Annotated in this window: 21 protein-coding genes; 7 read left to right on the top strand and 14 right to left on the bottom strand. The window is 64.4% G+C overall.

The features are described 5' to 3' along the window. Positions 1-24 precede the first annotated feature (24 nt). The 7 genes from J7E83_RS15650 to J7E83_RS15680 all read right to left on the bottom strand — a co-directional run bounded on the left by J7E83_RS15650 (position 25) and on the right by J7E83_RS15680 (position 4,326). Positions 25-255: a heavy-metal-associated domain-containing protein gene (locus tag J7E83_RS15650; RefSeq protein ID WP_214963943.1), complete on the bottom strand. Its 231-nt coding sequence runs from the start codon at positions 253-255 to the stop codon at positions 25-27. Between the two features lie 64 nt (positions 256-319). Further along, the gene (locus J7E83_RS15655; protein WP_214963946.1) at positions 320-667 is read right to left on the bottom strand and encodes a metal-sensitive transcriptional regulator; all 348 of its coding nucleotides are present in this window, start codon (positions 665-667) and stop codon (positions 320-322) included. Between the two features lie 284 nt (positions 668-951). Next, complete coding sequence (locus tag J7E83_RS15660; RefSeq protein WP_214963949.1) at positions 952-1,470, bottom strand: universal stress protein; 519 nt, start codon at positions 1,468-1,470, stop codon at positions 952-954. Between the two features lie 54 nt (positions 1,471-1,524). After that, entirely contained in the window at positions 1,525-2,283 is a 759-nt protein-coding gene (locus J7E83_RS15665; protein ID WP_214963952.1) for a class F sortase, read from the bottom strand. Positions 2,284-2,404: 121 nt separating this feature from the next. Beyond that, positions 2,405-3,145, bottom strand: a complete 741-nt coding sequence (locus J7E83_RS15670; protein WP_251043927.1) for a hypothetical protein — start codon at positions 3,143-3,145, stop codon at positions 2,405-2,407. A gap of 282 nt (positions 3,146-3,427) precedes the next feature. Continuing rightward, positions 3,428-3,949 carry a GNAT family N-acetyltransferase gene (locus J7E83_RS15675; protein ID WP_396020562.1) on the bottom strand — a complete coding sequence of 174 codons (522 nt, stop codon included), beginning with the start codon at positions 3,947-3,949 and terminating at the stop codon, positions 3,428-3,430. After that, positions 3,946-4,326, bottom strand: a complete 381-nt coding sequence (locus J7E83_RS15680; protein ID WP_214963971.1) for a metalloregulator ArsR/SmtB family transcription factor — start codon at positions 4,324-4,326, stop codon at positions 3,946-3,948. Before J7E83_RS15680 ends, J7E83_RS15675 begins: the two co-directional genes overlap by 4 nt. Before the next feature lie 66 nt (positions 4,327-4,392). On the opposite strand from J7E83_RS15680, the gene arsB reads away from it, so the two are divergent. From arsB to J7E83_RS15710, 6 genes are all read left to right on the top strand, one after another. Then, positions 4,393-5,490, top strand: coding sequence for an ACR3 family arsenite efflux transporter (arsB, locus tag J7E83_RS15685; protein ID WP_311379726.1), 1,098 nt, complete (start codon positions 4,393-4,395; stop codon positions 5,488-5,490). Between the two features lie 27 nt (positions 5,491-5,517). After that, positions 5,518-5,970 (top strand): arsenate reductase ArsC, encoded by a 453-nt coding sequence (locus J7E83_RS15690; protein WP_214963974.1) that lies wholly within the window; start codon positions 5,518-5,520, stop codon positions 5,968-5,970. Positions 5,971-6,082: 112 nt separating this feature from the next. Next, on the top strand, positions 6,083-7,375 hold the full coding sequence (locus tag J7E83_RS15695) for an FAD-dependent oxidoreductase (protein ID WP_214963975.1): 1,293 nt from the start codon (positions 6,083-6,085) through the stop codon (positions 7,373-7,375). Positions 7,376-7,515: 140 nt separating this feature from the next. Then, positions 7,516-7,716 (top strand): hypothetical protein, encoded by a 201-nt coding sequence (locus tag J7E83_RS15700; protein ID WP_214963977.1) that lies wholly within the window; start codon positions 7,516-7,518, stop codon positions 7,714-7,716. Between the two features lie 67 nt (positions 7,717-7,783). Then, complete coding sequence (locus J7E83_RS15705; protein WP_214963979.1) at positions 7,784-8,947, top strand: exo-alpha-sialidase; 1,164 nt, start codon at positions 7,784-7,786, stop codon at positions 8,945-8,947. Then, positions 8,940-9,227 (top strand): MoaD/ThiS family protein, encoded by a 288-nt coding sequence (locus J7E83_RS15710; RefSeq protein WP_214963981.1) that lies wholly within the window; start codon positions 8,940-8,942, stop codon positions 9,225-9,227. The genes J7E83_RS15705 and J7E83_RS15710 overlap by 8 nt, the downstream gene beginning before the upstream one ends. A gap of 95 nt (positions 9,228-9,322) precedes the next feature. Here the strand turns inward: J7E83_RS15710 and J7E83_RS15715 are convergent, their stop codons facing one another. Further along, on the bottom strand, positions 9,323-9,559 hold the full coding sequence (locus tag J7E83_RS15715; protein ID WP_214963983.1) for a hypothetical protein: 237 nt from the start codon (positions 9,557-9,559) through the stop codon (positions 9,323-9,325). Between the two features lie 299 nt (positions 9,560-9,858). On the opposite strand from J7E83_RS15715, the gene J7E83_RS15720 reads away from it, so the two are divergent. After that, the gene (locus J7E83_RS15720; protein ID WP_214963985.1) at positions 9,859-13,443 is read left to right on the top strand and encodes a discoidin domain-containing protein; all 3,585 of its coding nucleotides are present in this window, start codon (positions 9,859-9,861) and stop codon (positions 13,441-13,443) included. A gap of 107 nt (positions 13,444-13,550) precedes the next feature. On the opposite strand, the gene J7E83_RS15725 is transcribed toward J7E83_RS15720, so the two are convergent. The 6 genes from J7E83_RS15725 to J7E83_RS15750 all read right to left on the bottom strand — a co-directional run bounded on the left by J7E83_RS15725 (position 13,551) and on the right by J7E83_RS15750 (position 20,508). Then, positions 13,551-14,774, bottom strand: a complete 1,224-nt coding sequence (locus tag J7E83_RS15725) for a pyridoxal phosphate-dependent aminotransferase (RefSeq protein WP_214963988.1) — start codon at positions 14,772-14,774, stop codon at positions 13,551-13,553. A gap of 56 nt (positions 14,775-14,830) precedes the next feature. After that, positions 14,831-16,522: an acyltransferase gene (locus J7E83_RS15730; RefSeq protein ID WP_214963990.1), complete on the bottom strand. Its 1,692-nt coding sequence runs from the start codon at positions 16,520-16,522 to the stop codon at positions 14,831-14,833. An 83-nt stretch (positions 16,523-16,605) separates the two neighbouring features. Further along, positions 16,606-17,361 (bottom strand): DUF624 domain-containing protein, encoded by a 756-nt coding sequence (locus tag J7E83_RS15735; RefSeq protein ID WP_214963994.1) that lies wholly within the window; start codon positions 17,359-17,361, stop codon positions 16,606-16,608. After that, the gene (locus J7E83_RS15740) at positions 17,358-18,287 is read right to left on the bottom strand and encodes a carbohydrate ABC transporter permease (protein WP_214963997.1); all 930 of its coding nucleotides are present in this window, start codon (positions 18,285-18,287) and stop codon (positions 17,358-17,360) included. The genes J7E83_RS15735 and J7E83_RS15740 overlap by 4 nt, the downstream gene beginning before the upstream one ends. After that, the gene (locus tag J7E83_RS15745) at positions 18,287-19,228 is read right to left on the bottom strand and encodes a carbohydrate ABC transporter permease (RefSeq protein WP_214964000.1); all 942 of its coding nucleotides are present in this window, start codon (positions 19,226-19,228) and stop codon (positions 18,287-18,289) included. Before J7E83_RS15745 ends, J7E83_RS15740 begins: the two co-directional genes overlap by 1 nt. After that, positions 19,228-20,508, bottom strand: coding sequence for a sugar ABC transporter substrate-binding protein (locus J7E83_RS15750; protein WP_214964003.1), 1,281 nt, complete (start codon positions 20,506-20,508; stop codon positions 19,228-19,230). The genes J7E83_RS15745 and J7E83_RS15750 overlap by 1 nt, the downstream gene beginning before the upstream one ends. Between the last annotated feature and the right edge of the window lie 21 nt (positions 20,509-20,529).

Here is a 20,529-nt window from a genome sequence, read left to right on the forward strand (position 1 = left end):
GGTCCTCGGAATCTCGCGGCTTGGTCAGGCTTCGTTGGCAACAACCAGGTAGCCGGCCTCGGCCACGGCTTCACCGATCTCGGAAGGCGACAGTTCCTGGCTTGAGGTGATCGTGACGGTGGAGATGCCCCCGGCGTTGAGGTCGACGTCGACCGTTTCGACTCCGGCGAGGGACTCAAGCTCCTCGCTTACCGACGAGACGCAATGGCCGCAGGTCATGCCCGAAACGCTGACGGTGGTGGAGGTAGTGCTCATGGCTTGCTCCTTTATGCCCTGCCGGCACGTGGGCCGGCGGTTGGTGTTTTGTGTTGGTGTGGTCTTAGCGGAGCAGGCGGCCGATGGCGTCGGCTGCTTCTTTGACTTTGACGTCGATTGCTTCCGCACGCAGATCCGGGTCCGGCTCGGAGGCCGCGCCCACCACGCAATGACCGATGTGCTCTTCGACCAGCCCGAGGCTGACTGCGTGCAGGGCCTTGGTGACGGCGGAGACCTGGGTGAGGATGTCGATGCAGTATTTGTCCTCATCCACCATCCGGGCGATGCCGCGTACCTGGCCTTCGATCCGTTTGAGCCGGCGCAGGTATGCGTCCTTGTTGGCCGTGTAGCCGTGATTCTGCGGCGGATCAACGCGGAGGGGTGCCTCGGTGGTTTCTTCCGGTGCTGTCATGGACCCAAACATATACCCCAGTGGGGTATCAGCGCAAGTACCCCCTGGGGGTATGCAGTGAGAGCCCGGCCGTGTTGGCAGTTCGGTTCCAGGCATTAAAAAAGCTCCGGAGTGCGTTATTGGGGGATACGCACTCCGGAGCAGTCTTTGGGCAGATTCCGGACCGCCCTTGCGGTTGATCCGGCCTGCTTGAACCAGCTTACGTGGCCTCCGGGCCTTCCGCCACCACCTGGAATAACTACTTTCGCTTTACTATTTCCGCCCTCGTCAAACGCCTTTAGCGCTCACAATTTTCCTTGGTGCGCCCCCATCCGGAAGGGAACTACCAGTACGGGGCGGCTCTGGTGATGGCTGAGCCACGTCCCTACGGAACCGTTGAGGGCTTCCGAGATCCTATGTGCCACACCCCGCTCCGACGTCCCCACGATGATCATGGGTGCGTTGCTTTCTGCGGCCAGCCTGGCGAGGGCGCGGGCAGGATCCCCCGCCAAAGTGCGCAAGGTCCAGTCCACCGGCGCACCGCCAGCGGAGGCATCTTTCATGGCCGCTTCGATCACCGCCTTGAGATCCGTGCTGACAGCGCGGATGTCGTCGTCGTCCTTGTCCGGGTGCAGGGACAGCCGGTGCGCCGATCGGGCGGGATCCCATTCCACCAAATAGCTGGCCTCATCCACATAGGCGCACACCAAAGGCGCGGAGAGCTTGGCGGCCAAGGTAAATGCCGTGTGGAGGACCTCGGGATGCTGCTTGGGCATGATCCCGACAAGGAGAGGGGGAGGGCCACTGAACCGCTCATGAGTCATAGCTCATTCTCTGCCCCGGCAGCAGGGTTGAACAGCAGTTTCGCGGTGGGGTCTCTAGGTGGCGGGCGACGCGGACACTACGACGTTCTTGCCCCAGGGGTCCTCGGTATAGCAGCTGATGAGAACGACGCGGTTGGGCACCATGTCCCAGATGGGGCTGTCCTTGAGTGTGGATTTAAGGTAAGTGGTCACGCTGTCCACTCGGTAGCGGATGGTGCCGTTCGCGGTGATGACGTTGAATTCGTCGCCCACCGAGGCAGCCGAACTGAGGTGGTTGAACGGAGCATCCTGGCCTTCCCAGCTGTGGCCGATGATGTACGTCGTGTTGTTCGAGCCATTTCCCGGCGTGCCGAACGGTGTCAGCCAGTATCCGTCCATGGTGGTGGGCGGCACGATGGTCTGGCTGGCGACCGCTGAGTTGTCCGGTTCAAGGGGATGGATAGCGGTGTCGATCGCCGCGGCGGCGTACTGGATGTGCTGGGGTGCAGACGCGGCCGGAAGCAGGGGACCGGCCGGGGCCGGCTGTGCAGCGGACACTGATGCTGGCGTCGCGGGCGGGTCTGTCGAAACAGGCGCAGCCGGGCCGAGGGAACCCGTGCGTGTGGTTGCGCCGTCAGAGAGCGGCCACTCGACATACGACGTCGGCCCAGCGGAGTGGATGGAGCCGCCAGGTGCGGCGGCTTCCCCATGCTGGAGGAGCGGTGTGCCGAAGGCGAGTGAAAAGAATCCCAGAACCCCGCACAGCAGGATGGCCAGATCTCCGCGGTTCCAGCCCCGCCGACGTTTCGTGGCGGAGACCCGGTGCTTTGGCATGATTCTCCTCGTGGACTGGATGTAGATGGTTGCAGGGAGGGCGCCCCGCCAGGCGGGACGCCCTCCGTATTTGGATGCCAGCTAGCCGGCCCGGGTTAGGCCGGCCTCAGCCGCCCCCCGGCTATTCCGTGCGGAACCGGCGCCGCGCTGCTACTGCAAGGCCTGCTGCCATCAGGGCGCCGATGCCGCCCAGCAAGCTTGACGCATCGCTGCCGGCGTTCCCGCCGACCGCAGTCTGGGCGTTGAAGCCCTGGTTGGTGCCCTGGCTGACGGGCGCAGCTGCTACTGGCACCTGTACTGCGGCTGCTTGTGGAACCGGAGTCTGTGCGGCAGGTGCAACCACAGCCGGAGGGACCACCACAGGGACTGACGGAACCACGGCTGCCGGAGGGACTGCGGCCGGCTGGTCAACCACGACGACCGGCGGGACGACGACGACGGGTGGGTCCACGACGACGGGTGGGTCCACGACGACGGGTGGGACGACGACGGGCGGGTCAACCACGACCGGCGGGACGACCACCGGCGGGACGACGACGGGCGGGACGACGACGACGGGCGGGTAGACCGGCGGGGTCTCGCCCGGCGGCAACGCGGCATGGCATTCGTCGATGTAGATGATCTTCCCTGCGTTCGTCCAGTTCAGACCGCCTGGAATGGACGAGTTCGGCGGGATAATGTCGGTCGGGTGCCTGTCGTGGCCATTCAGGCCATTCACGTTGAATCCGAGCGCCTCCCAGCTTGTTCCCGATGCTGAGCCGTCGTGGCAGACGATGACCTGGTTCGGAGCGGCCATGGCTGGTGCAGTCAGGGTGATCAGCCCCAGACCCACCACCCCCAATGTTGCGATAGCTCGTTTCATGATTTTTCTCCCCAGTCTGTTTGAAACGGACCATGCTGAGGAGGGAGTATCAGTGACTCACGGTGCCCCAGCAGCACGGCCAGCTTGCTTGTGATTTCAGGCTAGGGCTGGGGGTGGAGACAGTCGCGAGTAGCCGGTACTCGACTTTTGCACGCGCTGACCTGCGACATTACCTGCTTCTACGCGGAAACAATTGCACAGTACCTAGGGAAGCCGCCGCGGATCCAGGCGGCCATGAATCTCCAGCGACCACGGACGTAGCCTCATGCCGCCAGGGCTGGCTCAGATGAGGTGGGAGCGGCGTTCTATCAGCAACGTGTCCCGCCATTGACCGGCGGAGGGTCCATGCGTCATCCGGGCGATCTTCACCCGTCGTCCCACGACCGTGAAGCCCTGGCCGAGGTGGAGGTTCAGGCTCGCCTGATTTTCCGGGAAGACGTTGGACTGAATGGTCCAGATCCCGTCCCTTTCCGTTGACTGCGACAAGGCATTGAGAAGGACTTTCCCAGCCCCCCTGCCACGGGCGGCGGCAGCGACGTAAACGGAGTGCTCAACTACGCCCGCGTAGACTGGCCGTCCGGACACCGCCGAGACGGCTGCCCAGCCCACCACTTCCCCTGATGGCATCTCTGCCACCAGCCGGTGCCCCTGCAGGCGTGTGCTGTCGAACCGTGCCCAGTCAGGGGCTTCCGACTCGAATGTGGCGTCTCCCGTCGCGATGCCTTCGGCAAAAATCCGCTGAACAGCGGGCCAGTCGGATTCGCTCATCGGCCGCACGGAGACTCGCGCTGTATCACCTGTCACAGCGATGCCAGGAGGCCGGCTACTTCGTCGAGCGCGCCGGGCACCAGCGAGTAGTAGGCCCACGTGCCGCGCTTTTCACGGTTAAGCAGCCCCGCATCCACCAAAATCCTGAGGTGGTGGGACACGGTGGGCTGGCCCAGGTCCAATGGTTCGGTCAGGTCACAGACGCAGGACTCGCCCGACTCCGAGGCCTTGACGATGGACAGCAGCCGGAGGCGGTTCGGGTCCGCGAGTGCCTTGAACGCCTGGGCCTTCCCCTGGGCCTCTTCCGCGCTCAGTGCAGGCACGACGGACGGGATGCAACAGGCATCTGTTTCATTTGCTTCAACGGCAACGGTGGCAGTCACGTATCCATTATGCAGTAGATTGACATCCATCGATATAGGTGGAGATACTTCTTATATCGACAGTCGTCAATCTAGTAGTAACCGCCCAGGAGTCTCGTGAGCATCCAGACCGATCCGTCCGCCGCCGTTATCGAAGGGGCCGCCGTTGTCGGCAAACTTTCCATCCTGGATCGCTTCCTTCCGGTATGGATCGTCGCCGCCATGGCCCTGGGACTGCTGCTCGGCAGCTTCGTCCCAGGCCTGAACACCGCTCTGGACGCGGTGAAGGTCGGCGAGGTTTCGCTGCCGATCGCCGTCGGCCTGCTGGTGATGATGTACCCCGTCCTGGCGAAGGTACGCTACGACGAGGCGCACCGTGTGGTCCGTGACCGGAAACTGATGATCACGTCCCTGGTGCTGAACTGGCTGCTGGCCCCGGCATTCATGTTCGCCCTCGCCTGGATCTTCATCCCCGACCTTCCCGAATACCGCACCGGGCTCATCATCGTCGGACTGGCCCGCTGCATCGCCATGGTGATGATCTGGAATGACCTCGCGTGCGGTGACAGCGAAGCGGCAGCGGTACTGGTGGCCATCAACTCTGTTTTCCAGGTGATCGCGTTCGGTGCCCTGGGCTGGTTCTACCTCCAACTGCTGCCCTCCATGCTCGGCTTGCCCACTACCAGCGCGGACTTCTCCTTCTGGGCCATCACCGGCTCCGTCCTGGTGTTCCTCGGCATCCCGCTGCTCGCCGGATTCCTTACCCGGAGCGTTGGTGAGAAAGCCAAGGGCCGGGACTGGTACGAGAACAAGTTCCTGCCGAGGTTGGGGCCCTGGGCGCTCTACGGCCTGCTCTTCACCATCACCCTGCTTTTCGCCCTGCAGGGCGACACCATCACCGCAAACCCGCTGGACGTCGCCCGGATCGCCCTGCCGCTGCTCGTCTACTTTGTGGTCGTCTTCGGCGCGGGCATGCTGATCGGCAGGTGGCTGGACCTGGGCTATGCCAAGACCACCACGCTGGCCTTCACCGCCGCGGGCAACAACTTCGAGCTCGCCATCGCGGTGGCCATCGGAACCTTCGGCGTCTCCTCCGGGCAGGCACTGGCCGGCGCCGTCGGACCGTTAATTGAAGTCCCGGCCCTGGTGGCTCTTGTCTATGCGGCGTTGTGGACGCGAAAGCGATACTTTGCCACTACGCCTGCATCCCTCTAGCCACCGCTACATTCCCTGGAGAACACCATGACCACCGAAACCGCCAAGAAGCCCTCCGTCCTTTTCGTCTGCGTCCACAATGCCGGCCGCTCGCAGATGGCTGCCGCCTTCCTCACTACGCTCTCCAAGGGCGCAATCGAGGTCCGCTCCGCCGGTTCCCAGCCCGCGGACAAGATCAACCCGTCCGCCGTCGAAGCGATGGCCGAGGTGGACATCGATATGTCCTCGGAGATCCCCAAGGTCCTCACCACTGAAGCGGTCAAAGAGTCCGATGTGGTGATCACCATGGGGTGCGGCGATGAATGCCCGTACTTCCCGGGTAAGCGGTACGAGGACTGGGTCCTGGAGGATCCGGCCGGCAAGGGGGTGGATTCAGTCCGCCCCATCCGCGACGAGATCAAGGCGCGTATCGAGGGCCTCATTGTGTCCCTCACGCCCGCCACCAAGTCAGAAACCAGAACAGGGGAGGGGGTGGGCTGAATGAGGACAAATTGCTGCGGTGACTCGGGTTGCTGCGACGAGGATCAGGACTGCTGCTGACTAGCGCACTCCTGACCAAACCGAGCACGTACAGATGGAACAGAGGACAACCATGGATCCAGCGAAGGACCTTCCCATTGGCGTCATCGGTGCCGGCCCGGTGGGACTGGCCGCCGCGGCGCACCTCCTCGAACGCGGGCTCGAGCCGCTAATCTTCGAGGCCGGTCCTTCCGCAGGAGCCGCCATGGAGCAATGGCGCCATATCCGCCTCTTCTCACCCTGGCGATTCAACATCGACGCCGCCGCCGTCCGCCTGCTCGAAAGCGCGGGCTGGGAGACGCCCCGGCCCGCGGCCCTGCCCTACGGCGGGGACATGATCGACGGCTACCTGGCGCCGCTGGCCGAGCTGCCGGCCATCGGCTCCCGGCTGCAGACCGGCGCCAGGGTCATCTCAGTGACCCGCGCCGGCATGGACAAGACCCACACCAGCCATCGCGAGGCGACGCCGTTCATTGTCCGCGTTGAACACGAGGACGGAGAAACCCGCGACCACGTGGTGGCAGCCGTCATCGACGCCTCCGGCACCTGGTCCAGCCGTAACCCGCTCGGCACTTCCGGCCTGCCCGCAATCGGTGAAGACGCCGCAGCGGAGCGGATCTCCTCCCCACTGCCGGACGTCACCGGTAGGGACCGCGCCTCGTTCGCAGGCCGCCGCGTCCTGGTCATCGGCGCCGGGCACTCGGCGGCCAACACGCTCATCAGCCTCGCCGACCTCGCCAGGGCAGAACCGGACACCAGGATCCTGTGGGCAGTCCGCGGTGCCTCCGCCGAGAAGGTCTATGGCGGCGGCGACGCCGATGGCCTGCCGGCCCGCGGCCAGCTCGGCAGCCGGCTCCGGCGCCTCGTCGAGAGCGGAACCATCGAACTGCTTACCGGGTTCGGCATCGGCTCGATGAAATCCCTTGACTCCCACGTGAGTGTCGAAGCCGTTGACGGACGGATTTTGGACGTCGACGTCGTCGTGCCCTGCACCGGCTTCCGTCCTGACCTGGGCATCCTGCGTGAACTCCGTCTCGAACTGGACCCCGCAGTCGAAGCTCCCCGAGGACTCGGACCGCTGATCGACCCCGAATTCCACTCCTGCGGCACCGTCCCGCCGCACGGTGCCAAGCTCCTGGCCCACCCGGACCAGGGCTTCTACATTGTGGGTATGAAGTCCTACGGCCGGGCACCAACCTTCCTGCTTGCCACCGGCTACGAACAGGTCCGCTCCGTGGTCGCAGCCCTCGCCGGCGACCACGAAGCCGCCGACTCCGTCCAGCTCGAACTTCCCGAGACAGGAGTATGCGCCGCCGGCGCCGGAATCAGCTGCGACGTTCCCGCCGCGGCCACGGCAACCGCCTGAGAGGATGGCTGCTGCTCCGCCGGACGGCCAGCGGACACCGTGGCCGGTCCAGCTCAGGGCCCCGGACGCCGCCGTCGGGCGCCCTTGAACGTGGCCAACCCCACGCCTAACGTTGAGACATACGAAAGGTGCGTGAAGGCATGGAAATCTTCATGTGGTGGCTCGATCTGGATCTTGAAACCAAGGAATGGCTGCGTGAAAACCTGCGCGCAGAGGAGCTGCCGCTGGCAGTAGTCCAGGGCATAGCTGAGGCGGGCGGACCCCATCCGGACACACCGGTCACCGTCCTCACGGAAGCCGACTGGGATTTCATTGAGACCCAGTCCGAATTTGTGGACTGAAATACCGGGGAAGAAGTCTGCCTTCACGGCCTGAAAAGCGTTGCGGCCTTCAGGCCCGAGTGGTTGCATGGGGGGCATGACAACCGCAGAGAGTTTTGTTTTAGCGATCGGGACCAAGAAAGGGCTGTGGCTGGCTACCAGCCAGGACAGGCGGCAGTGGTCCTTTTCCGGTCCTCATTTCCTGATGAGCGAGATCCCCAGCATCGGAATCGATACGCGGGCCGGCAGGACAAGGATCATGGTGGGCGTGAGGTCCGAGCATTGGGGTCCCACCGTGGCCCACTCGGATGACCTTGGCGCCACGTGGACCGAGCCGGAGCAGGGGGCCATTGCGTTTCCCGAGGACGCCGGCGCCGCTGTGGAGCGCATCTGGCAGATCTACCCGGACGCAGAGTCGCGGCCCGGCGTGGTGTGGGCGGGCGCCGAGCCCATCTCCGTCTGGAAATCCACCGACGGCGGCGAACACTTCGAACTGAACCGCGGCCTGTGGGACCATCCCCACCGGAGTGACTGGGGTGCCGGGTACGGCGGTGCCGCGGCCCACTCGATCGTGGTGAACCCGGCGGGGGACAACGTCCACGTTGCCATGAGCACCGGCGGGGTCTACCGCTCGCTCGACGGCGGGACGTCCTGGGAGGCGAGGAACAAGGGGATTTCCGCCTACTTTATGCCCGATCCAAACCCGGAGTTCGGCCAGTGCGTTCACAAGATTGCGGCGGACGCCGCCGTCGATGGGCGCCTCTACGCGCAGAACCACCACGGTGTCTACCGCACGGATGACAACGGCGAGAACTGGGAGTCCATCGCGGAAGGCCTGCCGGCCGATTTCGGCTTTGTGATGCTGACGCATCCGAGGCGTGAAGGAACGGCGTGGGTTGTCCCTTTGAAGGCCGACGGCGAGCGGATCCCGCCGGACGGAAAGCTCGCGGTACACCGCACCGACGACGCCGGGGCCACCTGGAAGAGGCTGGATTCGGGTCTGCCCGAGCACGAGTACAACAGCGTGCTCCGCGATGCCGCGGCGGTGGATTCCGCCGAACCGGCAGGGGTTTACTTCGGCACCCGCGGCGGCACGGTGTTTGCAAGTGCAGACGAAGGGGAGACCTTCGCCGAGGTGGCGTCCCATCTGCCCGATGTCCTGTGCGTCCGCTCAGCCGTCATCGCCGGGGCAGGACTAAACGGGACGTCTGCAGAGGCAGCGGTTCCAGAAGCGGCCGCCCAGGGTGCCTGACATCAGGGTAGTGCTCCCCAGCGTCCTGCAGCCTCTGGCCGGCGGGCACTCAGTGCTGATTTCCGACGCCGACGGGCCTGTCACCGTGGGAAGCCTGCTGGACTCGGTGACCGGGGAATACCCTGTGCTGGCAAGGCGGCTGCGCGACGAGACCGGAGCGCTGCGCCGCTACGTGAATGTCTACGTGAACGGTGACGAGGTGCGCCGGCTCCGCGGGTTGGAAACCGAGGTGGCGGCCGGGCAGGAAGTGCTGGTCATCCAGTCAGTGGCCGGCGGCTAGGAGGGGCCGCAACTGACGGTCCACCGGGCGGCGGGCAGTCCTTACTGACTGCGCCCGCCGTCCCAGTGGCGAAGGTTCCGATGCTGCGGATGGGATCAGGCCACCCGCCAGACGCTGCATTCGTCGGTATTGATCGCTTTGCGCAGGCCGGTGTGGCGATCCACGATCCAGATGACGCCGATGCCGGGTGCTGTCTCCTGGACGCTGCCGCGGCGGATGACCACGTCGTCGTAGCTGGGACCCACGGACAGGCGGGCTTCGATTTCATCGCCGCGGTGAAGCTGATCCAGGGCGCGGACTCGTGTTACATGGGCTTTGGCTTCCTTCAACATGGGTTGGGCCTCCTGAGCTGGAGCTGGTGCCTGCTCTTGCCGGCACTTCCAGTGTGGCCGGGCAATGTTGCGCATTCGTTTCCTGACGGTTAGGGGTGGGTTAGTTCTCCAAGCCGGTCCTGTTTCGGATCCAGCCAATGACCGTTCATGATCGTTTCTGTGCGCCTATGGTTGATTCTCTTGTGACGTCCGTAGACGTCGAATAGCGTCGGCAGGGAGCGCCCTGGGTGGCACTGCCGCTACGGTAGTGCGGCCTCCGGCGCCTTCGCATCACTCATTCGACGACGAAGGGTTCAGCAATGGCGCTATTTAAGGGCAATCTCAGGCGGTGCGCTGCCATGGTGTCCGTGGCAGCAACGGCCGCCGCGGGGTTGGCACTGGCACCAGGACTCACCGCAAACGCGGTGGAGTCTTCCGGCGCAGGTGTCACCATCACACCCAACCCCGCCAGCAAGGGGAAGGCGTTCGACGGGTGGGGAACCAGTCTCGTCTGGTTCGCCAACGCCACCGGCGGCTACCCCGAGGAAATCCGCGAACAGCTGTACCAGAAGGTTTTCGGCGAGGACGGGCTGAACCTGAACATGGCCCGCTACAACGTGGGCGGCGGCAACGCGTCCGACGTCGCCAGCTACCTCAACGACGGCAGCGCCGTCCAGGGCTGGTGGAATCCCGTGACGGATCCGTCCGCAGGAGCAGTCCAGTCCCGGCTGTACAACGCGGACGGCTCGGTGGATCCCGGGCAGGCGAACAAGCTGGCCTTCCTGAACCAATGGAACCCCGACGATCCGTCCTCCTACAACCCTGACGCCGACAGGACCCAGCGGTGGTGGGTGGATCGGCTGGCCGCGGACCAACAGATCACGCACTGGGAGGCCTTCAGCAACTCCCCGCCGTGGTTCATGACCAAGAGCGGCTACGTCTCCGGGCAGGTCAACTCCAGCAAGGGCGAGAACCTGCTGCCCCAGGCGGAACAGAAGTTCGCCGCCTACATGGCCAACGCCGTCGAGCTCCTGGAAAAGGGCTCCGGCATCAAAGTGGACACCATCGACCCCTTCAATGAACCCAACTCCGGGTACTGGGGAACCGCCATCGACAGTGCCACCGGGAAACCGCCCACCTCCTTCACGCAGAAGCAGGAAGGCGCCCTGATCTACCCGGCGGCCCAGGACCGCGTCACCAAGTACCTGGCGGCGGAGCTGGCCAAACCGGAGACCACCACCGGAGCGGTCATCTCTGCCATGGACGAGACAGATCCGGGCAAGTTCATGACCAACTGGAACGGCTACAGCCGCGAAGCCAAGGACTCGGTAGGGCAGCTGAACGTCCACACATACGGCACCGGGGACCGTCGCCGCGTGCGTGACCTCGCCAAGGCCGAGCAGAAGCCTCTGTGGATGAGCGAGGTGGGCGGCTCGTGGGCAGGAAACCCGGCCCTCGGCGATACCACCGGTGCATGGGACCGCTCCAACATCAACAACGGTCTGGGCATCGCCGGCCGCATGGTGGACGATCTCCGCGAACTGGAACCTGGCGGCTGGGTATTCTGGCAGCCTGTGGAGGACACCTACAAACAGGAAAAGGGCAACGGCGGCTGGGGCTCCATCTATGTCGACTTCGACTGCAACTATGCGGGCAGGGAAGGGTTCTCCAACCGCCGGCTCAATGACGGCGAATCCGCCGAGGATGCAAAGTGCAAGGTGCTGACCAACCAGAAGTACAACACCACCCGCAACTTCACGCACTACATCCGCCCCGGCGACTTCCTCGTCCAGAACGACAACGCCAAGACGGCCAGCGCCCTCCGGGCGGACGGCAAAGGCGCCACCCTGGTGCATTTCAATGACACCGCGGCCGCCGAAACCGTGACCATAAACCTGGCCAAGTTCGCCACCATCGCCGAAGGCGCAACGGTCACACCCGTGGTCACCACCAAGTCGCCACTGGAGGACATCGAACGCAATGCCCTCGTGAAGGGCACTCCCGTTGCTGTGGACCGTGCAGCCAAGACGGCAACGCTGACCATCCCGGCGGCATCCGTGGTGACGTTCCTGGTGGACGGGGTCAGCGGCGTGGCCAATGACGCCGCACCGGTGGAGGACGGCCACAGCTACCACCTCACCGGCGAAGCCAGCGCCAAGGTCCTCACAGGCCAGCCGGGTTCCGCCGTGACCATCCAGGACTCTGCCGGAACCGCTGCAGCCACGGCCGCGCAGACCTGGACGTTCCACGCCGTCAGTATTGAGGCTGAAGCCGGTGATGAATACTCACACGACCGCCGCTGGGTGGTAACCAACGCCGACGGCTCGGTGCTGACAGGCGACGGCGGCGTGCTCAACGGCAGCCAGGCCGGCGCGGCCTCCCTGTCTCCCATGGGGCTCGAGGAAGCCAGGCGCCAGCCCTCGGCGCAGTGGATTGTCACCACCGAGAACGGCAACCAGTGGTCCCTCGTGAACGCCGCAGCGGCCATTGCCCTGCAACCGGCCGGCGGCAAGACCGGTGCCGGCTCTGCCGTGGGACTGGCCTCGTCGGCCGGCACCACCGGCACCGCCCGCGGCAGCGCCCACCAGGCGTGGGCCTTCCAGGACCTCAAGGACCTGGTGTTGCTGGGTGTCCAGCGGACGGAGCTCAGCACGCCCACCGGCGTCGCGCCGTCGCTGCCGGCAATGGTCGCGCCGCTGTACGCCAAGGGGCCCGGCCGCCCGGTGGCCGTCCTATGGGAGGAGGTGGATCCGGCGGTCTGGAGTAAGGCCGGAACCGTCACCCTCCGCGGCTCGGGCGTGGACCTTTATGGACGTTCGTTTGATGACGCGCAGCTGGTGGTCACGGTGGGCGACTATGTGGCGACGGATCCGGTATCGGTGACAGTAGGCATGGGGGCGTCCGCCGCCGAGTTGCAGGCCGCGGCTCCTGGCACCGTCCCGGGACAGATCGGCACCGGCCCGGCCCGGAACGCCCTGCCCGTCACGTGGGACTGGAGCACCCTGAGCGCAGGCGCACTGCAGGCGGCCGGCACAGCCACCGTGGCCGGCACGGCCACCCCGGTTGTTGCTGGCCAGAATCCGCTTCCGGCGGTCCTGACCGTCATTGTGGTGGGCCGGACGGCCATCAGCAACATCTGCCGGGACGACTCCTCGGCAGTGGTCACTGCCAGCTTCACTGAGGGCGGCTACGCCCCCGCCAACACGTGCGACGGCAACGCCGCCACGCGCTGGTCCAACTGGGTAAGCAGCGGCCGGGCAGGCGACAGCCTGACCTACGCCTTCAGCCGGGACTACCGGGTGGATTCAGTCACGGTGGTGCTCGCCGAGCGGGCCGCCCAAAGCTTCACCGTGCAGTACCAGGACGCCAGTGGAGCATGGAAGGACACCACCGCTGGCACGGTCACCGGGTTAAGTACGACGGCGGCGCGGACGGTTTCGTTTGATCCCGTCAGCACCCGTGGGATCCGCATTGCCCTGGTCACCACGGGTTCCTACACCAAGGTCGCCGATGTGGCCATCTCCGGGTCGCGGCTGGCAGAGTCCGGCGTTGCAGGCCTGGGCCGGCTCCTGGTCAACCAGGAAGACGTTCCCGAATTCAGCACGGGAACGGTCGACTACCGGCTTCGCACCACCCGGGATCCCTTCCCTCTGGTGGCAGCGAGCCCGCTGGATACCGCGGCGAAGGTGACCATCCAGCAGGCGACGCCCGAGTCGCCGTCGGCCGTTGTGACGGTGACTGCCCCTGACGGAACCGTCAAGGTGTACCGGGTGGATTTCGATTTCCACGTCGTCCTGTCATCGAAGGACGCGTGCAAGGACCGCGGCTGGACCACGAGCACCCTTCCGGTCTTCCGGAACCAGGGGGAGTGTGTAAGCCACTTCGAGAGAGGCGGTACCGCCTAAGGTAGTGGCCCGTATCCGGGCTGCCGTGCGAACATGGCCAGCGGTTGAACCGCTGGCCATGTTCGGCATGGCTCCGCGTACCAGCACCGACGGCCGCAAATGAGGGGTTAGTCCGCCCTGCTGCGGTACGCCGCCAGGAAGGTTGAGATCCGGCGCACGGCTTCCTCGATGTCCAGCACCGACGGGAGGATAACGAAGCGGAAGTGGTCTGGCCTGGGCCAGTTGAATGCCGAACCGTGGGAGACCAGGATCTTCTGGTCCTGCAGTAAGTCCAGGACGAACTGCTCGTCGCTGCGGATCGGATAGAGCTCCGGATCAAGGCGCGGAAAAAGGTACATCGCCCCCGCCGCAGGAACACAGGTGACACCCGGGATTGCCGTGAGTAGCTTGAAAGCAAGGTCTCGCTGATCGCGGAGCCTGCCGCCCGGCCTGACCAGCGCATCGATGCTTTGGTAGCCACCCAGACAGGTCTGGATGGCGTGCTGGGCGGGGACATTGGGACAAAGGCGCAGCGACGCGAGTAGCTCCAGTCCTTCGCGGTAGTCCAAAGTCGCCGAGAGCGGACCGGTCACGGCCACCCAACCGGCGCGGTACCCGGGCATGCGGTAGGCCTTGGAGAGGCCGCTGAACGTCAGGCAGCAGATGTCATCCGCCACCGAGGCCGTATGGATATGCTCGGCGTCCTCGTAGAGCACTTTCTCGTAGATCTCATCAGAGAACAGGACGAGGTTGTGCTTCCGGGCAAGGGCCGCGAACTGCTCCAATATGTGTCGCGGATACACGGCTCCCGTGGGGTTGTTTGGATTGATGATCACAATCCCCTTGGTACGGCCGGTGATCTTTGCCTCGACGTCGGCCATGTCCGGCCACCAGTTCTCGTCTTCATCGCAGAGATAGTGCACCGGCTGGCCGCCGGTCAGCGTCACCGCTGCAGTCCACAGGGGATAGTCCGGTGCGGGTACGAGGATTTCGTCGCCATTTTCCATGAACGCCTGAAGGCACATGGAAATGAGCTCGCTCACGCCGTTGCCGATGAAGATGTCCTCGACGCCGATCTGCATGAGGCCGCGGGTCTGGTAGTACTGCGAAATGGCAGTCCGCGCCGAGAAGATGCCCTTGGAATCGCTGTACCCCTGGGCTCCCCGCAGGTGGTGGATCATGTCCACGACGACGGATTCGGGTGTTTCCAGGCCGAACGGTGCCGTGTCCCCCAGGTTCATCTTGAGGATGCGGTGTCCTTCGGCCTCCATGTTCTTGGCGGCCCGGAGGATGGGCCCACGGAGTTCGTACCGGACATTCTGGAGTTTGCTGGAGTGCTGCATCGGGCGCATGGTTGATCTTTTCACAGCGTTGCGCCGGTTTTCGACGGTTGACCGCCCGCTGGCAGTTACAGGGCAGGGAGCAGTGCGGCAGGCTCAGGCCGGTGGACACCGCGTGGCCGGTAGCCGAGGGCCTCGGAGTGCCCCAGAAGGTCTGCGAGATACCAAATGATGCTGAGCCACATTTCTGTTCCCTGCAAACCAGGGAGGCTTTGCTGACCGCTTTCAGGGGCGACGCTGAAGGCCATGCCCTCCCCGGGGCGCCATTGGGTGAGGGCGTGGTCCAGTTGTGTGGCGGACCATTCTTTCACTTCCTGTTCGCGGTGTGCCGTCTGCTTCCGAGCCACCCACAGCGGGTGGGCGACATCGAGCACGTTGCAGGCGTTTTGTTTGCCTCTTGAGAAGTAGCGGCCATCGCTGCCGTGTTCCAGAACAGTATCGATAAGCCTTTCCGGATGCGGGATGGGCAAGCCGAACTGGGCGAACGTTCCGCGGGTGAGCCGGTAGTGTCCGTTGACTACCTTGAGTCGGGTGTCGTCACGGGGTGTTCCCCAGGTTCCGGCAGCGCTGTTGACCCGGGTCAGGAGCCAGCCGAAGAGGGCTTCCAGGGAACCGAAGGCTGGGGTGGTTTTTTGACCAAGATTCCAGTATTCGGCTGTTCCCCAAGCGTCCACCCAGGCGCCGGATTCCCAGGCTTCCTTCCGCCAGGGAAGCTCCTCGAGCTGGGCAAGCAGTTCCGTTGGGCCGGTGCCGGCTACGGCATTGATGGGATACGTGAAGCGGCTTTTGAGCAGGTCGAGTGCGTATCCCACCGAGAGCACGTGGTAGGTCGCCGGACCGTGTCCGAAGTGTAGGTCGGCGGGATGCGGGAGTCCGTCTGGGCCGTACTCGGGGACCAGCCCTGTGCGGGGGTCCTGGAGTGATTGGAGCCGGTCAATGTGACGGCCCCTTTCCAGTTGCGCAGGCGTGGTGCCGAGCAGGAGGTCTGCAAGTTCGATCGCGTCGCAATGGGCGCGGACAGTCGCCGGGGCGCCCGGGCGGTCCACATACCTGCCCTCGGCAAAACCGTCTGCTCTTGAGGCATCCTGTTCCCAGGACCGTGAGATGATCGCCGGCGCCTCTGTTCTCGCTACTTGGGCGAAATTGGCCAGTCTTTCCCGGATGTCGCCGCCCTGCTGCTGCGTGCCATATCGAGGAGTCCGCCTGTCGCGGATGACCTTGGCGGGATTGCCGCCGACCACCGCCCATTCTGGAACGTCTTTTGTCACCACGGCGCCGGCGGCAATGACCGCATGAGAGCCCACAGTGACGCCGTCGAGCAGCACAACGTTCGAGCCGATCCAGACATCGTCTCCCAAGTCAATGCCCTTGCTGGTCACTGGTTGCCTGAATACCGGTTGGGAGGGATCCATGGAGTGGTTGAACCCAAGGATGGAGGTGTGGGCTCCGATGCGGACGCCGTCGCCCATAGTGACGTTGCCGCGCACTACCGTGAAGGCGTTGACCGTGCAGTTGGCGCCTAGTGAGAGCGTTCCAGTGAGGTAGGCATGCGCGGCGACCGAGGATTCGTCTCCCAGCACCAGCGTCTCGGTATCCACCATGGCCAGCGCAGAAACGTATGCCTTGTCTCCAATGATGATGCCGTCCCGCTCAGTCAGCAGCCGCTGGCGCTCAAACTGTGCGTCACGCTGGGCCTGTGAGGCATTAGGCCAGAACGTCCACGGTGAATAGTCAAAATTAAGGTCAGGCTGGGTATCCATTGTTTCTCCGCGAGAGGGCGTTGGTTCGGGTCTTGGTACTGCGTCCGGGACCGGCGGCGTTAGGGTCGCATCCTGGAGCCCCGTCACGGACGTCCCCGCATTTCCCAGACTAGGCGATCAGGAGGGCCGACTGTCCGCAGCGCGGCCTGGAAGGTGTAGGCAGCATTGCTCCACACGACGAACAGCAGGGGCGCCGGTGCCAGCGCCACACCGATAACCGGCTGGACCAGCACCGCCGCCACGACGATTCCCAGCAGCACCAGGGCCGCCAGGCTCAGGTACCAGCGCTGGACTGAGAGGTACAGCGAGGCTTTCAGGATGGCCCGGGTGCGGGCTCGCGGCAGCAGGACCATTCCCGCGAGAACAGTCACTGCAACGCAGACGACGGCGGTGAGGGCCAACGCGATCAGCGGCACCAGGACGGCGGCTGCCGGCATCACCTGAACAATGACTAGGTCCACGCCGAGGAAGCCGACTGCTGCGACGGCTGCCAGCCCTGTCGGCGCGGCCCGACGGAAGGAACGCCGGTAGCCGAGCAGGAAAGCTGCAACCGGCCTGACGGCCGGTCCCTCCGCCTCCTTGAGAGATTGGAACGCGGCGAACGCCGCAGCCAATGAAGGGGCCACCGTCACGGACAGGAGCAGGAAGAACGGCCAGGCCGTCACCGGGTCCGCCACCAGGGCCAGGCCGAGCAGCAGGGGTGCGTTTGCCGCGGCGAGCAGGAAGTTGACGGCGAGAAACGCATAAACGAAGCCGAAAATGCTCCCGAACGTCTCAAAACCCGGGCCCTGCCATGTGCGTCGCAGCGGCTGCATTGTGTGCTGGCGCACGGTGCTCATCCCTTCATTCCGCTCGTTGCAATGCCCTGGATGAAGTACCGTTGGCCGATCAAAAAGATGATCAGGATGGGCACCACGGAGATGACGGAGCCGGTCATGATCATGGCGAACTCGGCGTCGAACTGGCCCACAAAGGACCGCAGCCCCAGCTGCACCGTCCACAGCCTGTTGCTCGTGAGGTAGATGAACGGCCCCATGTAATCATTCCAGGTGTTCACGAAGGTCAGCAGCCCAAGGCTGGCCAGCGCCGGCTTGGACAGCGGCAGGATGACCCGTGCCCAGATGCCGTACTCGCTGAGGCCGTCGATACGCGCGGCTTCACAGAGCTCATCCGGGATGGTCATGTAGTACTGCCGCATCAGGAAGACCCCGAAGGCGCCGAATGCCTGCAGCAGGATCAGGGCGTTGAAGCTGTTGGTCAGCCCCAGCTGCTGCATCATGATGTACTGCGGCACCATGTACGCCTGCCACGGAACGGCGATGGTGGCGATGTAACCCAGGAATAGCACGTCCCGGCCAGGGAAGCGGATCTTGGAGAAGCCATAGGCGGCCAGTGAGCCCGTAAGGACCTGCAGGAACGTGATGATCACGGAGAGGTACAGCGAGTTCTGGAGGTACCCCATCATGGGGATGCGGGTCCAGATGTCCGAATAGTTGCTCCAGAGGAATTCCTCCGGAATCCACTGGATGGGCACGGTGAACACCTGGTTGTTCTCCTTCAGCGAGGAGGACAGCATCCAGAGGAACGGCACCAGGAGTGCGGCCACCAGCACTACCAGCACGGCGTAGATGACTACGTTGACGGTGCGCTCCTTCCGCGCCCGAGGGCTGCGGCGTTCGGCCAGGCCACGTTCATGGCCTGCCGTGCCGCCAGGAGTTCCGCCAAGGGCCACCTCGGCCCTGAGGTCTTCAGTCAGGTTGGTCATCAGCGTTCCCTCCGCTGCTGGAGTTTGAATTGCAGGACTGTCACGGTGAGGACGATCAGGAACAGGACCAGCGAGATGGCCGAGGAGTAACCGAACTTACCTTCGCCGATGCCCTCTTGGTAGATCAGCTGTGAAAGCACTGTGGTGGAACGGCCGGGCCCGCCGTTGGTCATGACCACAATGAGGTCGAAGACCTTGAAACTGGAGACCGTCAGCATCACCACCACAAAGAACGTGGTGGGCCGCAGCGAAGGCAGTGTGACGTTCCAGAAGCGCTGCCAGGCACTGGCACCATCTACTTCGGCGGCCTCATACAGCTCGGTGGGGATGGCCTGCAGACCGGCCAGGTAGAGGATCATGTAGTAGCCCATGTCCCGCCACACACTCGTGAGGATCACGGCCGGCATGGCCCAGTCCGAGCTGGAGGTCCAGCCCGGAGGGTTGGCAACTCCGACGAACTGTAGGAACTGATTGATGGGGCCGCTGTCCGGGCTGAACAGCATGTTCCAGACGACGGCCACAGCCACCAGGGAGGTGATGTAGGGGAAGAAGATGGCCACCCGGAAGTATCCGATGCCCTTGAGCTTGCGGTTCAAGAGCATGGCCAGGATGAGGGCCAGAGCCAGGGTCAGTGGCACGTGGCCGAGGGCGTAGAGAAGGGTGTTGCGCAGCGCCACCCAGAAGGAGTCGCTGCCCAGCATCCGCTCGAAGTTGGCCAGGCCAACCCATTTGGGTGCGCTGAATGAGGTCCACTCCATGAAGGCCAGCGCAAAGGCTGCCAGCACGGGGATGAGCGTGAAGGCCAGGAAGCCCAGGAAGTTGGGCAGGATGAAAGTCCAGCCGATCAGCGTGTTCCGCCGCGCCTGCTTGCGGTTGCCCTGCTTGCGGTTTCCCTGCACACGGTTCCTCGGGGGAGCCGCCTGGATGGTGTCTGTAGTCATTACTTGAGTACTTCATCCTTGACGCGCTTGCCCATCTCGGCGATGCCGTCGCCGACGGAGCGCTCGCCCACCATAATCAGCTCGTGTTCCTGGGTGAGGATCTTGTCCGTGGCTGCCGACTTGTCGCTGACCGGCATCTCCAGGACGGTCTTGTCAGGGGAGAACGCGGCCTTGGAGAGCTCGTCGGTGGGCAGGCCGGGCAGCTTGAAGTATTCAGCGGTCACGTCCTCCGTCTGCAGGGCCGGGACAACGCCGATCTTGGCGATGGCCTTGGCGCCCTCTGCACCGGCTGCCCATTCAATAAACTTCTTGGCTTCATCCGAGTGCTTGGCATTCTTGTTGACCGCAAAGGCCGTGGGGGAGCCGAATGTGGTGGTGTTCCCGCCGGCGGACTTCTGCGGCAACTGGGCAAGCCCCCAGTTCACGTTGGACTTGCCGGCCTGTTTGGCCGCCACGATCCCGGAGATGTACCAGGAGCCCATGGGCATCATGGCGGTCTGCGCGGTCTCGAACATGGTCCGGTAACTGGTCTTCTGGCTCATGGCGGTGCCGAAGTCCATCATGGCCCCGCTCTTCTGCAGGTCAAGGGTCATGTTGTACTGGTCCCTGGCGAAGGTGTAGTCCCCGCCGATCAGGTCGCCGTTGTTCTGGGCGGCGGCGATGGCCTGCACTGTTGAGCGCCAGTAGTGCTGGTACGTGCCGTAAACCTTCTTGCCGTCGGCGGACGTGCCCGCGAGTTTCTTGGCGAGCTCGGCGTATTGGTCCCAGGTGATGTTCTTGGGTTCTTCCAGCCCGGCGGCCTTGAAGAGGTCCTTGTTGTAGTAGAGCAGCCAGAAGTCCTGCCGGTACGGGGCGGCGAAGTACTTTCCATCGAGGTTGAAGGCATCCAGGCCCGCGAGGTTGCCCTTGTCCAGCGAGTCCACCACGCCGTTGATCTCCTGCAGCTGGCCGTTGTTGGCGTAGCGGGAATAGTCGATGACGTTCTTCATGGTGAGCACATCTGTAGTGTCGCCACCGGCCAGCATGGTGGTCACCTTCTGCGGATAGTCATCGGCGAGGATATCCACCGGTTCGATGTTGACGTCAGGGTGCGCCGCTTCGTAGCCGTCGAAAAGGGCCTTGAACTCCGGGGTACCTTCGTAGTTCCAAACCGAAACGCTGAGTGTGGTCTTGCCTCCGGCGTCGGCTGTTTCCGCCGGACCGGCCGCGCCCGCACAGGCGGTCAGGCCGAGGCTGACTGTTGCGGCGAGGGCAATCGCCGCGAGAGTGGTGCGCTTCATTGCGGTTCTCCTTATATAGAG

This window comes from Arthrobacter sp. ISL-48, assembly GCF_018613805.1.
Lineage (GTDB): Bacteria > Actinomycetota > Actinomycetes > Actinomycetales > Micrococcaceae > Arthrobacter.